This window comes from Paraflavitalea speifideaquila (assembly GCF_032395985.1).
GTDB lineage: Bacteria > Bacteroidota > Bacteroidia > Chitinophagales > Chitinophagaceae > Paraflavitalea > Paraflavitalea speifideaquila.
Window position 1 is genome coordinate 1,791,521 of sequence record NZ_CP135920.1, and the last position, 12,106, is coordinate 1,803,626.

Below are 12,106 nucleotides of genomic sequence, written 5' to 3' on the forward strand. Positions count from 1 at the left end.
TCCCTGATAGGCAGGTACCTGGCCGGTGAAGCTTCGCCGGAGGAAGCTATTGCCGTTGATGAATGGCTGGACCAGTCAAGAGACAACCGCCTTCAATTTGAGGCCCTGGTTACCTTATGGGAACAGGCTTCGCCAGGCAATACCTACCAGGCGCCCGACGATGCCGCCGCCTGGCAACAACTAAGGAAGGGTATTGAGGTGCCCGCAACAGCCCCCGCCCGGAAGCTTTTTCGCGGCCATTTGCCGTTGCTGCGGCCATCCTGGTGCTGTTGGGAGCCGGTCTGGGCAGTTACTTTTTCTGAACCGTACCACCCTTACGCCCCCAACAGGCGTCATTACCGCCGGTAATTCCGTCCGTACCGATACCCTGGCCGATCAGTCCATTATTATCTTAACCAGGAACAGCCGTTTAAAGCTGGCGCCGGGATTTGCTACCGGCAACCGGCAGGTAACCCTGGAAGGAGAGGGATACTTTTCCGTAAAACACCAGGCAGGCAAAACTTTTACCATTGCAGCCGGTGAGCTAAAAATAGAAGTAGTGGGAACGGAATTTAATGTAAACCAGGATACCACTGTTATTACCGTGGGCGTAAAGCAGGGCCTGGTTAAATTATATGCAGGCGCCAGCAACCTATTGGTATCGGCCGGTTCAACCGGTATCTACAACCGCCAAACAAAAGAATTGAAGCTGTGGGATTCCGTTGTGCGCAACAATTTTGCTTATGCCACCCGCGAGCTTTACTTTTACAGTACGCCCTTGCAGGACGTAAAGCAGGCATTGGAAGCCGCCTATGGCGTGAAGATTGTTTTTGAGAACAGTAAATTGGCGCACTGCCGGCTGAATACCCAATTTAATCACCAGTCCATACAACAGATCATGGAGGTAATTGCAGCTTCTTTAGGGATCCATTACAGAATAGAACAACAAACCATTTATATTTCAGGGGATGAGTGCAGGTAAAGCGGTAAGTATAACTGTGATCATTCTTTTTCTTTGTCTATTTCTTTGTTGCAACCCGCTTATGCGCAGCAAAGCAGCCTCAAACAGGAGAAAGAATTGTTGCTGCCCGGTAAAAACTCCGGTTGGATTCGCTGGGCGCCCTCGTTGCCCGGCAAACCGGATACATTTTTCTTTTAATGCCCAAAAGATCAACCCTGGCCTATTGATCTTACTAACCGGCAGATCCATCACCGTTCAAGCCTTACTGCAACAACTCAAAAGCCGTTATAAACTGCGGCACAGGGTTGCTGGTAACTATATCATTATCCACAATGAACCACTTACTACTAAGGAACTGCCCCTGGCTCCAACACCCCCGCCGAATGCAGCTACTCCGGCAACCGTAAAGCGTATACCACCCCTAATACGACCCGACATAAACCCCTTACAACCGCAAAGTCGACAACCACCAGTAATACAAGACCCAGGTCAAATAGCAGCTCCCAGGAACCACCTGTGGCAACTACTACTACTACTACTACTACTACACCTGGCACCAGGCACCAACAACCTGCCCAACGATTGACCGTATTGCCAGCAGTGGTAAGCAATTACGACAGGCCGGGCATTAACCCCAGTGCTATTGCACCACGGGCTACTACTTCCCGTCCATTACTTACACAATCAACAGCCAACAACCTTTCTGCCAATAACAAGCCCGGCGGAAATGCTGGTGGTGGCCGCCGTGGGGGAGAGATCGTACCCGCAGCGGAAATAGTAATTTTTTTGTAGCAGGAGGTTTGGCAGCCGATGATGTTTTTATGCAAGCCCTACCCTCAACGCAGGTTTCCCCTGGCTGTACCTCCTGGCCAAATGGAACACCAATTTCGATGTGCAGGGGATTTCCTATGGCGTAGGTACTTCCCTGCGACTGGGAGATAATAACTGGAAAATAGGCCTTGATGTATCCATGGGAAACCTGTCCAAATCATACCTGCCCATGGATACCATGTCCGTCCTGGTAAAGGGCGTTTGATGCGCCTGGGCCTGCAGTTCGAAAAAGAATTGAATAACCACTGGCAGCTACGCTTTGGACCCGTATTCAATTTGCTGAGCAGTAATTATTATATCAGTGGTAAACCTACTGCCCTTGATACCCGTTTCCCTCCCGGAACAGATATCGACGGTACCTATTACGTGGTCAAACCTGTATATACCATCAGTAATAACTATAAGGCAGGCGTTACCTCCAGCAACAAAAGCTGGATCGGTTTGCAAATAAGCCTGTTGTACAGATTACCTTCCTTTAACAAAAATTAATCAACCGCTCAATTCAATCACCAGTTTTCTTTGGGGAAACTACCCGTTTTTTTACGGGGTACTATACCGGGTAAAAACGGTATTTTTGATATATGTTACCGGGATTTGCTTTTGATCTGTGCATTTGTTGTATTTTCATGCCATAACGCTTATCCCTATGAGTTTAATCACAGACACTGAAGTAAAGAAATTCCTTGAAACAACCACTGCACAAACTTCTTCCCGTATGAAAGCCATTGCCGAAGTACGGAAAGCCCACATGGATTTCAACAGCCTCTATAAATACGTAAGCACCCAATACAACGACAATATCCCGCCCGATGTATTGCAGCTGCTGCAGGAAGAAGCCCAATATTTTGCCGCCAAATACCATCCCAATTCCGGAGGAAGGTAACATTCATACATCCCCGTGAGCCTGTTTGCCCATAGGTCGCATTAGTACAATATTGTATGGGTGATGCCCTTTCTTGCACCTGATTTTCAGGATATTAAGAAAAATAACAAGCAGTTATTGCATACCTGCGTTCTCATTCGTTACTTTGTTGCATGCAACAGTCATCAATTTCGTATGAATACGAGCGTATTGCGGATATAAAACGCTTGAAATTTATTACCGATAGCCTGGCCAAGGCCATCCCGGCCGGAGGCAATATTTTGGATGTGGGTTGTGGTAATGGTGTGATCAGTAGGCACTTAGGCCAATTTGGGTACAATGTGCTGGGCATTGATATCAGCCAAAAGACCATCGAAGTAGCTACCAGCAAAAATACCCTGCCCAATGTAAGGTTTGAAGTGATCAGTGCCGAAGACCTCATAGCCCAGGGCAAGCAATTCGATGCCGTAATATGCAGTGAAGTGCTGGAACACCTGCACCAGCCGGGTATCCTGCTCAAAACCCTCTATAGATCATTGAAAGATGATGGCACCCTCGTAGTTACAGTGCCCAATGGCAAAGGCCCGCGCGAAGTGTTTGTAACCAAGCCTATGTTACGCGCCCGCAAGAACCCGAAGTTGCAAAACTTTATTCACCGCATTAAAGGTTCATTGGGGTATAAGGGTACCACCGTTCAATCACAGGCCGATAACCTGGATCATGTACAGTTCTTCTCCCAAAGCGACCTGGAAAAACTGGCCGCTGCCAATCAATTTAAGATCATCCGCTTTAGCAAGACCAATTTTGTAGAAGACGTATTTCCTTTCTCCCTGCTCACCAAAAGAGTGAAAGCACTCCAGGCACTTGATTGTAAAGTAGCCGAAATACTACCCTACAGCTTCACCGGTGGGTTCAATACCCTCTGGAAAAAAGTGATTTAATAGGTATATAACCATATTGTAGAAGCCTTGCCTGTTTATGGTGAGGCTTTTTTATACTACCAACTTCCTACCCATATTACCCTATCAACTTCTCAACTTGTCAATTATCTTTAATCAGCGCAATCCATAAAAACCAGTATAATCAGCGATTCAATTTCAAAACCCAGTACCATGCTCAAACAATTAAACCAGGTTGCCGTAGCTATCCGCTTGTTGAGTGTCTTCATATCCGTCCTGTTGATGCTGCCTGCTTGTGGTCAGCAATCCAATGCCCCTGTGGAGTTGAAGGCCCAATTCAATCCGCAGTCAGTGCCCATCAACGGCAAGCCCACCGTGTATTATGAATTGCACCTCACCAATAATGGCCCCGATTCCATCCGTTTGCAACAACTGGAAGTGCTGGGAAATAAAGGCACCCGCCTATGGACACTTGACAACAATGAGCTGGGCAAAAGAACCAGCCGCGAAAAGAAAGCGGCACCCGGTGGGTTACCTTGTTGCCTCCAGGCTCCGCAGCCATCATTTACCTCAGTAGCATTGCCGGCTGATAAACCCGGCAAACTCAGCCATCGCCTCACTTTTGAAACCATCCATCACCAGCAGGTAAAAACACAAACCCTGCATGGAGCGCTGACCACCTATCAGCCAACTACGCTGTTATTAGGCCCTCCCTTGCAGACAGGCAACTGGGCAGCCATCTATGAACCCGCTTGGCTCCGTGGCCATCGCCGCGTAGTATATGCACCCGATGGAACCAGTCGCATACCCGGCCGTTTTGCCATCGACTTTATCCAACTCGATTCCCTGGGCCAGTATGCAACCGGTGATGAGAACAATATCAAAAACTGGTATGGTTATGCGGCAATCGTTATAGCTGTAGCCGATGGGGTAGTGGTGGCTGCGAAAAATGATTTTCCAGAAAGCGAAACTCTTTCAGCCCATCCTGTGTATCCTTCGGATAAGGCAACCGGCAACTATCTCGCCATCGACCTGGACAAGGGCCATATCGCTTTTTATGAACACCTTCAGCCGGGCAGCATCAAAGTAAAACCAGGGCAGGCCGTTAAAAAGGAGAACCAATAGCGGCACTGGGCTTTACCGGTCAAACAACCGGCCCCCATCTTCATTTTCACGTGGCCAATGCCAACTCACCCCTGGGAGCAGAAGGTATCCCATTTGCTTTTGAACGCTTTACCTTATTGGGCGCTTATGCTGATATGACTAAATTTGGTAAAGTCGCCTGGAAAGAGGTGGCGCCTGCCGTTATTACCAAAGAACGCCCTGCTCCCAATGCTGTGATCAGGTTTTAAGCGTACTGAAAGGGCGAAGAGGGTAGGGGAACCTGGATTGTTATACAGGTGCCTGTGGCTCCATCGCTTTCGATGCTCATATTGCCCTGGATAGGCGCCAGCCTTTTGTGCATATTGCTTAAACCCAGGCCTTTTAAATTGGGCTTATCTGCCAGTAAGGTTTTATCAAACCCCTTCCCGTTATCCCGTACAGTAATAAACAGACTATCATCAGTAAACACCAATCCTATCTGTATTTTCGTAGCCCCTGCATGTTTTACAATATTGTTGAGCAACTCCTGTACAATTCTGAATAAGACCATTTCCGCATCGGGTGGAAGCCCTTGCGTAGTATCCGGAAAGTCAAAGACCGTTTCGTAAACCCCGGTTTTTTGCAGGTACTCAAGCTGGTATTGTATACCGGTGATAAGCCCTACATGATTAATAAAGCTGGTATTGAGTATTTTCGACAGGTTGCGGAGGTCTTGTATAGTTTTTGTGATCAGGTCTTTGGATTCATCTAATTTGATTTGTGTGGCTGCTGGTTGCTGCAAGTCAACCGTACTGATGCTCAGCTTTACAAAACTCAAAGCCTGACCGATATTGTCATGGATCTCCTGACTTATCTTTTCCAGCGTTTGCTCCTGGATCTCCAGTTGTGTTTGCAGTATTTGCGTTTCGTATTCCTTGCTGATATTTTCCTTCTCCAGCGTGAACGCCTTTCGGGCATTGTCAAAAGCCTTTACCAACAGCAGGATAAATCCTGCCAGCATAACCAGGAAAAGCGTTCCTGTTAGCAGGATGGCAATTATGTTTTCGGTGGATAACTGCATTGAATGATGGCAATGGTTATACAGGTATACAGGAATAATGACAGTACCTGGGTGATGAAGTTTTGTATAGAAGACCCTCCAATATTAATGCTACTTTTTTCTAAGAGGTCATAAACAGAGGCCAGTAAGGAAATGCCCGTATAGAAGATCAATAAGCCAGCCGCCATCCAAAAGCCTGGAACCCGTAGCAGGGATTGATGACAAGCCGGGTTTTTAATTTGCGTATAAAAGAAAAGTAAGCACAGCAGGCTAATAAGGAAAGCGCCAATATTAAGGATTGGCTTGATCAGGCTTTCCCGGTTACCCCATATCAAATAGGCTGTTAAGACGCCAGTGCCCAATGGGAAAAGGATACAATAAAGACGCCGTTTGACCTGCCCGGGCAGGATGGCTATCGAGATCAGGAACCAGCAATAAAAAGTAACTGAAATAATAATATAGGGATTGTATAGCCATACATTGGACAAGTCTTGTGGGCTGTCAGCGATGATGAACCCCCATATCTCCACAAAGCAGGTATACAACAAAAAGGGATCCATACCGCCCAGTGGTGCTTATGCAATGACCGGTAAAGACAACAGAAGTGATACAGGCGATCACTTCTGTTGCAATTTGTATCACTCCTAATATTGTCATGGTTTGGTATGACCCAGGTCGAAAGGTAAATTGCCTGAGGTTTCATAGTTTATTGCTTTTTTCAGGTTTTTATCAAAATTATCGTATACCTGGTCGAGTTTTTTATATTTAGTTTTGGGTTCATATTTACCATTTGGGTTGGGGTATATTCTCCTGTGAGTGGCAAGAGCGACCTCCTTTTCTGTGTACTTAACGGGATAAAGTATAATGGTCAGATTATTGGGTTCAAGTACTGCAGGCCCTTTTATACTGTCAGTATGAAGATAAGCCGTCCTGTGATAAGACCTGGCAAAGTAAAAGGCCACACCCTTGAGGTAATTTGTTTTTGTATCCGGAGTGTCTATGTCATTAAATTGCAGTTTATCTAAATAAGCCTTCAATTCCTCATAGTTATGTACGATGTACTCTGTTTTAGGATGGCCAATCTGTAATATTGATAGCCAAATCGATCCCTGAATTCCTGGGCAAATTCAATAGGTATTTCCCTGCCTGTGAATTGGGGTGAAGAAGACTTACACTGAGGCAGGAGGAACAATATAATTACAACGGCAAGTAAATGGGTGTTGCGTAATAAATAGCCTGGCCATCCAGGCCTTTTAAGTCTTTTCATAAGCTTTAATTTTAAATGTTCACATTAAGTAACATGTAAAATTATTATCTCTTATGAACTACCGTCACCGTTAAAACACCTGATTATTATGGAGGGATAAACGCTATGGATTGTCAGGTTTTTTGGATTGTTGATTCGTTTCTTTGCTTTATATATTGTATTGTACCTAGCACTTGTTTAATCGCTGATGATTAAGGAAGCAAACCCGGTTTGCTATGTCCTTAAAATCCTTATCACTCCCTTACTCCTTCTTAAACTTCTTCGGCGACACCCCAATCGTATTCTTAAACACCCGTGAAAAATGATAAGGGTCATCATACCCCAGTTTATGTGCAATCGTTTTAATATTGTGATGCCCGTCCATCAGCATTTGACAGGCCCGCTGCATTTTGAAGAAAGTAAACAAGTGAATAGGGGAGTACTTCATCCGGCTGCGGAACAGTGCCGATAAATGGCTCGACGATAAATTCACCGCCTTACCCAGTTCATCCAGCCGTAAGTTTTTGTGCAGGTTGGCTTTCATATACCCAATACACTGCTGTATCAGGTCATTTTCATTGATCGATATTTTCATTTCCGATACCTGGAACGAAGCCAAAAAAGCGTACAAACAACTATTGCTGTACACAATATTGTCATTGTTGTTCATCAACTCCAGGTGCTGTAATATATCATCAAACAACATCAGCCGGGTAGCATTACCAATAGCAATGGCCGGTGCATAATTGGTGGTGCCCGTTAAGAGCTTATGATAAAATCCTGCATGATGCCCCGTAAAATGCACCCAGTAAATACTCCAGGGATTCGTCATGTCCGCCCCATATTTATGGCCCACCCCAGCGGGTATAATAAAGTACTGATTGGCGCTTACGGGGTATGTTTTATTATAAAGCGTATACCACCCCGCACCCCCACACAATATATTAGTATATATTGCGCACAACCATTTTTCCTTTCCCGGTCATGAAGCGCAGCTGTGGGATAATACCCGATATCCGTAATATAAAGCTGCTGGCAAAATGAATGCCTGGCGCAATAGTTCCTTTTGGCATGCGTAAGAATGCAGGCCCTTTGCCCTTCAAAGCCTTCTTTTTTGCGTACAACAGCGCCCACTGGCTTCATAATTTTATCCATGAATATCCTGTTTAACGGGTGGAATGAATAGCGATGCCCGTTTTTTGATTTGTTGAATTTCGTAATAATATCCATCTTTTACAGCTTTTTTCCATTGTCCTTTGATTTGATTTAACCCATTTTTGTTATCACAACTGCTTTGCCATGATGGAAACAACACGTTATCCTTTCAAACACGGGTATATTCTGGCCCTTTCTTTTATCTCGGCCCTGGGCGGTTATTTATTTGGATTCGATTTTGCCGTCATCTCAGGTGCCCTTCCCTTTTTAAAAGAGCAGTTTGCATTCAATGAATACTGGGAAGGTTTCGCCACCGCCTCCCTGGCATTGGGTTGCGTCATAGGTTGTATCGTGGCCGGTTCTGCTGCCGATAAGTATGGCCGCAGGCCAGGCCTCATGATGGCCGCCTTTATTTTCCTGCTATCATCACTGGCCATGGCATGGGCTACTACCCGCGGCGTTTTTATTGGCGCCCGCCTGGTGGCCGGTATTGGCGTAGGGATGGCTTCCATGCTTTCACCCCTGTACATTGCCGAAATAGCACCTCCCTCCATCCGGGGAAGAATGGTAGCCATTAATCAACTCACCATTGTCATTGGCATCCTCATCACCAATATCGTTAACTATTCCCTGCGCAATGATGGTCCCGATGCCTGGCGTTGGATGGTGGGGTTGGGGGCAGTACCCTCCCTCTTATTCCTGGTGGGCGTAGCCTGGCTGCCCGAAAGCCCCCGTTGGTTATTGACCAAAGGGTACCAACCCAAAGCGGCTTTGATACTGGCCAGGATCGGTGGCAGCGATTATGCAAAAGATACCTTGCAGGGCATGGCGCCGGTGGTCAGCAACAATAACAAAGTGAATTATGCAGCCGTATGGGAGAGATCAGTATTACCGGCTGTCATCATCGGCATTGGCCTCGCCGTATTCCAACAGTTCTGCGGCATCAATGTCGTATTCAATTTCACCACCACCATTTTTGAAAGCGTGGGTTTTAACCAGGATGATCAACTAAAGCAAACCGTTTTCGTAGGCGTCATCAACCTGGCATTCACCTTCCTGGCCATGTGGCAGGTAGATAAGATCGGCCGAAAACCCCTGATGTTATTTGGTGCGGCGGGCCTGGCTTTCCTGTACCTGGTCAGTGCTTTTTTATTACAGCGCGGATCACCCGCAGCCGCCTGGACATTACTGGCCGCCATTGCCACCTATGCCATGTCACTGGCGCCTGTAACCTGGGTTTTGATATCCGAAATATTTCCCGATAAAGTAAGAGGCGTAGCTACTTCAGTAGCCGTGATCGCCTTATGGCTCTCCTATGCCTTGCTGGTATTTACTTTTCCCATCCTGGCCAGGAATATGGGAGCCTATACACCCTTTTATATCTATGCCGGTATATGCCTAGTGGGCTTTTGGTTCGTGCGCCGCAAAGTGAAAGAAACAAAAGGCAAATCACTGGAAGACCTGGAGAATATTTTTTCAGGACATTAAGACTGTTGTCAGCCTGTCGAAGGCGACTCAAGAGTGGGTCGCTCTTCAAGAGCGGCTCACCCTGATCAAAGGAACTTGTCAAGCTCAGTCGCCAGCCTCTGGCTGGTGACGCCTATTTCAAAGCCTCGGGCTTTGTTGCACTGTCCAAAGGCGGCTCACCATGGTCAAAGGAGCCTGTCGAAGGGTTAGCAGAGAGGTGACACCTTTCGTTCTCGTCGCAAGCGAAAGGTGTCACCTCTGAAAAGTCAAAAGGTTTTCCGCTCGTAGCTCGAAGCTCGGCATTCATACAAGCATTCAACAAGTAAAATCAATACACCAATGGAGGTCAAAGCATGGAAGCAGTTGGTAACCATCCCAACCTATAAGATTGGAGAACCCGATAAGAACCCGATGTTCCTCGAAAAAGAGTGTACCAGGGCAGCAGTGGCGTAGTATATCCCCACCCCGTAATTGATAAAGTGTTCGATGAAAAAGAACCCAAAGAATGGACCGCCCTCTACCTCGAAAATGAATACCTCAAAGTAATGATCCTGCCCGAGCTCGGCGGACGTATCCAGATGGCCTATGATAAAACCAATGATTACCATTTCATTTATTACAACAATGTTATCAAACCCGCCCTGGTAGGATTAACCGGTCCCTGGATCAGCGGTGGCATTGAATTCAACTGGCCCCAGCACCACCGGCCCTCTACTTTTGAACCCACCGACTATACCATCGAAGAAAATGCCGATGGCAGTAAAACCGTTTGGGTCAATGAATATGAGATCATGTTCCGTACCAAGTGTGCTTTAGGTTTCACATTGTATCCGGGTAAGGCCTATATTGAGCTGCATGCCAAACTATACAATGCAACCCCCTTCCCACAAACCTTTTTGTGGTGGGCCAATCCTGCCGTGGCAGTTGATGAGCATTACCAAAGCGTTTTCCGCCTGATGTACAGGCCGTGTACGATCATGGCAAAAGAGCCGTGAGTTCCTTTCCCATCGCTACAGGCACCTATTATAAAGTGGATTATGCGCCCGGCACCGATATATCACGTTATACCAACATACCAGTGCCCACTTCGTACATGGCTGTCAACAGCGATTTCAATTTTGTCGGTGGCTACCACCACCAGAAGAAAGCCGGTATGATGCACATAGCCGATCACCACATCAGTCCGGGCAAAAAACAATGGACCTGGGGCGCAGGCGATTTTGGCCAGGCCTGGGATCGTCAGTTGACCGATACCGATGGTCCCTATATTGAACTGATGTGCGGCGTATACACCGACAATCAACCCGATTTTAGTTGGATCATGCCCAATGAAGCCCGCGAGTTCAGGCAATATTTCATGCCCTATAAAGAGATTGGTTATGTGAAAAACGCTTCCATTGATGCCATGGTCAACCTGGAAATAGAGGGCAATACCGCAACCATTGGTGCGTACCTTACACAAGCCCAAAAGGTCACCATTAACCTCCTGCAAAATGGCAAGTCCATCTATACCCAAACCAAAGAGCTATCACCCGCAGCCACCTTCAGACAGCAGGTTACATTACCACAGCCGGTAACTGCGCAACCCGATTACAGCATTGAGGTCATTGATGAAGCAGGTAAAGTGCTGATCAGTTACCGCCCCGTTACCCGCAAGGAAGAAGCCAATCCCGAACCGGCAAAACCGATGTTGGTACCGGCTGAAATAACTACCCTGGAAGAATTGTATTTGGCAGGCCTCCACCTGGAGCAATACCGCCATGCAACCTATGCCGCCGAAGATTATTATACCGAAGCCATTCGCCGCGATCCTTCCGATATCCGCAGCAACAATGCCCTGGGACTCCTGTACCTCCGCCGGGGTGAGTACCGCAAAAGCGAACCCTACTTCAGGAAGGCAGTGGAAAAACTAACCAGGCACAATCCCAATGCCTATGAAGCCGAACCTTTGTACAACCTGGGCCTCTCCTTAAAATACCAGGCACGTTATGAGGAGGCAGTCCTCGTATTCCACAAATCCACCTGGACGGCCGCCTGGCAGGATACCGCTTATTTACAGCTGGCACAGATAGAAAGCAGGAAAGCCAATTGGCCTCAGGCCCTGGAACTGGTGGAAAAATCATTGGTCAGAAATAACCATAGCCTCAAAGCCAGGCACCTGAAAGCTATCATACTGCGCCACACCAAAAAGTATGATACCGCCCTGCAGTGGATCAACACTTCACTGGCCATTGATCATTTTGATTTTGGCAGCCGGAATGAACTGTACAAAGTATTGGTAGAACAAGGCAATGCCACAGCGGCTTCCGGCGTACTGGCCGATACCCGGCGGCTCATGCGCGATGCCAGTCCTAATTATATCGAAACAGCCATTGATTATGCCAATAGCGGCGCGTATGCCGATGCTTACCAACTCCTATTGCCCCTGGCCGTGCAAAAAGAGATCCCATGGTATTTTATTACCTGGGCTTTTATGCAGCCCACAGTGACAATCACACCGTAGCCAAAGATTGGGTGATCGATGCCTTTGAATGTTCGCCCGATGCCGTATTCCCCAATCGCC

16 protein-coding genes are annotated in these 12,106 nt (G+C 47.1%); 11 read left to right on the plus strand and 5 right to left on the minus strand.

The window, feature by feature from the left end; translation table 11 throughout:
* The first annotated feature begins 193 nt into the window (after positions 1 to 193).
* The 8 genes from RS881_RS12455 (at position 194) to RS881_RS12490 (ending at position 4,884) form a co-directional block, all read left to right on the plus strand.
* Positions 194 to 961: a FecR family protein gene (locus tag RS881_RS12455; RefSeq protein WP_315821368.1), complete on the plus strand. Its 768-nt coding sequence runs from the start codon at positions 194 to 196 to the stop codon at positions 959 to 961.
* Between the two features lie 495 nt (positions 962 to 1,456).
* Positions 1,457 to 1,732, plus strand: coding sequence for a hypothetical protein (locus RS881_RS12460; RefSeq protein WP_315821369.1), 276 nt, complete (start codon positions 1,457 to 1,459; stop codon positions 1,730 to 1,732).
* 100 nt (positions 1,733 to 1,832) lie between these two features.
* Positions 1,833 to 1,976 (plus strand): hypothetical protein, encoded by a 144-nt coding sequence (locus tag RS881_RS12465; RefSeq protein WP_315821370.1) that lies wholly within the window; start codon positions 1,833 to 1,835, stop codon positions 1,974 to 1,976.
* A complete protein-coding gene (locus RS881_RS12470) occupies positions 1,976 to 2,260 on the plus strand; it encodes a hypothetical protein (protein WP_315821371.1) in 285 nt (94 codons plus the stop codon). Before RS881_RS12465 ends, RS881_RS12470 begins: the two co-directional genes overlap by 1 nt.
* A 157-nt stretch (positions 2,261 to 2,417) precedes the next feature.
* Positions 2,418 to 2,654 carry a hypothetical protein gene (locus RS881_RS12475; protein WP_315821372.1) on the plus strand — a complete coding sequence of 79 codons (237 nt, stop codon included), beginning with the start codon at positions 2,418 to 2,420 and terminating at the stop codon, positions 2,652 to 2,654.
* A gap of 206 nt (positions 2,655 to 2,860) precedes the next feature.
* Positions 2,861 to 3,574, plus strand: a complete 714-nt coding sequence (locus tag RS881_RS12480) for a class I SAM-dependent methyltransferase (protein ID WP_315821373.1) — start codon at positions 2,861 to 2,863, stop codon at positions 3,572 to 3,574.
* Positions 3,575 to 3,745: 171 nt separating this feature from the next.
* A complete protein-coding gene (locus tag RS881_RS12485) occupies positions 3,746 to 4,657 on the plus strand; it encodes a hypothetical protein (RefSeq protein WP_315821374.1) in 912 nt (303 codons plus the stop codon).
* Between the two features lie 50 nt (positions 4,658 to 4,707).
* On the plus strand, positions 4,708 to 4,884 hold the full coding sequence (locus tag RS881_RS12490) for a hypothetical protein (RefSeq protein ID WP_315821375.1): 177 nt from the start codon (positions 4,708 to 4,710) through the stop codon (positions 4,882 to 4,884).
* On the opposite strand, the gene RS881_RS12495 is transcribed toward RS881_RS12490, so the two are convergent.
* The 5 genes from RS881_RS12495 to RS881_RS12515 form a co-directional block, all read right to left on the minus strand.
* Entirely contained in the window at positions 4,881 to 5,696 is an 816-nt protein-coding gene (locus tag RS881_RS12495; RefSeq protein ID WP_315821376.1) for a sensor histidine kinase, read from the minus strand. The genes RS881_RS12490 and RS881_RS12495 overlap by 4 nt on opposite strands.
* Positions 5,672 to 6,235: a hypothetical protein gene (locus tag RS881_RS12500; protein ID WP_315821377.1), complete on the minus strand. Its 564-nt coding sequence runs from the start codon at positions 6,233 to 6,235 to the stop codon at positions 5,672 to 5,674. The genes RS881_RS12495 and RS881_RS12500 overlap by 25 nt, the downstream gene beginning before the upstream one ends.
* A 93-nt stretch (positions 6,236 to 6,328) precedes the next feature.
* The gene (locus tag RS881_RS12505) at positions 6,329 to 6,712 is read right to left on the minus strand and encodes a hypothetical protein (protein WP_315821378.1); all 384 of its coding nucleotides are present in this window, start codon (positions 6,710 to 6,712) and stop codon (positions 6,329 to 6,331) included.
* 471 nt (positions 6,713 to 7,183) lie between these two features.
* The gene (locus RS881_RS12510) at positions 7,184 to 7,885 is read right to left on the minus strand and encodes an AraC family transcriptional regulator (RefSeq protein ID WP_315821379.1); all 702 of its coding nucleotides are present in this window, start codon (positions 7,883 to 7,885) and stop codon (positions 7,184 to 7,186) included.
* The gene (locus RS881_RS12515) at positions 7,810 to 8,151 is read right to left on the minus strand and encodes a cupin domain-containing protein (RefSeq protein ID WP_315825057.1); all 342 of its coding nucleotides are present in this window, start codon (positions 8,149 to 8,151) and stop codon (positions 7,810 to 7,812) included. The genes RS881_RS12510 and RS881_RS12515 overlap by 76 nt, the downstream gene beginning before the upstream one ends.
* A 69-nt stretch (positions 8,152 to 8,220) precedes the next feature.
* On the opposite strand from RS881_RS12515, the gene RS881_RS12520 reads away from it, so the two are divergent.
* The 3 genes from RS881_RS12520 (at position 8,221) to RS881_RS59380 (ending at position 12,046) form a co-directional block, all read left to right on the plus strand.
* The gene (locus RS881_RS12520) at positions 8,221 to 9,564 is read left to right on the plus strand and encodes a sugar porter family MFS transporter (RefSeq protein ID WP_315821380.1); all 1,344 of its coding nucleotides are present in this window, start codon (positions 8,221 to 8,223) and stop codon (positions 9,562 to 9,564) included.
* Between the two features lie 407 nt (positions 9,565 to 9,971).
* A complete protein-coding gene (locus RS881_RS59375) occupies positions 9,972 to 10,538 on the plus strand; it encodes a DUF5107 domain-containing protein (protein ID WP_350340117.1) in 567 nt (188 codons plus the stop codon).
* Positions 10,511 to 12,046, plus strand: coding sequence for a DUF5107 domain-containing protein (locus RS881_RS59380; protein ID WP_350340118.1), 1,536 nt, complete (start codon positions 10,511 to 10,513; stop codon positions 12,044 to 12,046). The genes RS881_RS59375 and RS881_RS59380 overlap by 28 nt, the downstream gene beginning before the upstream one ends.
* Positions 12,047 to 12,106: the final 60 nt, after the last annotated feature.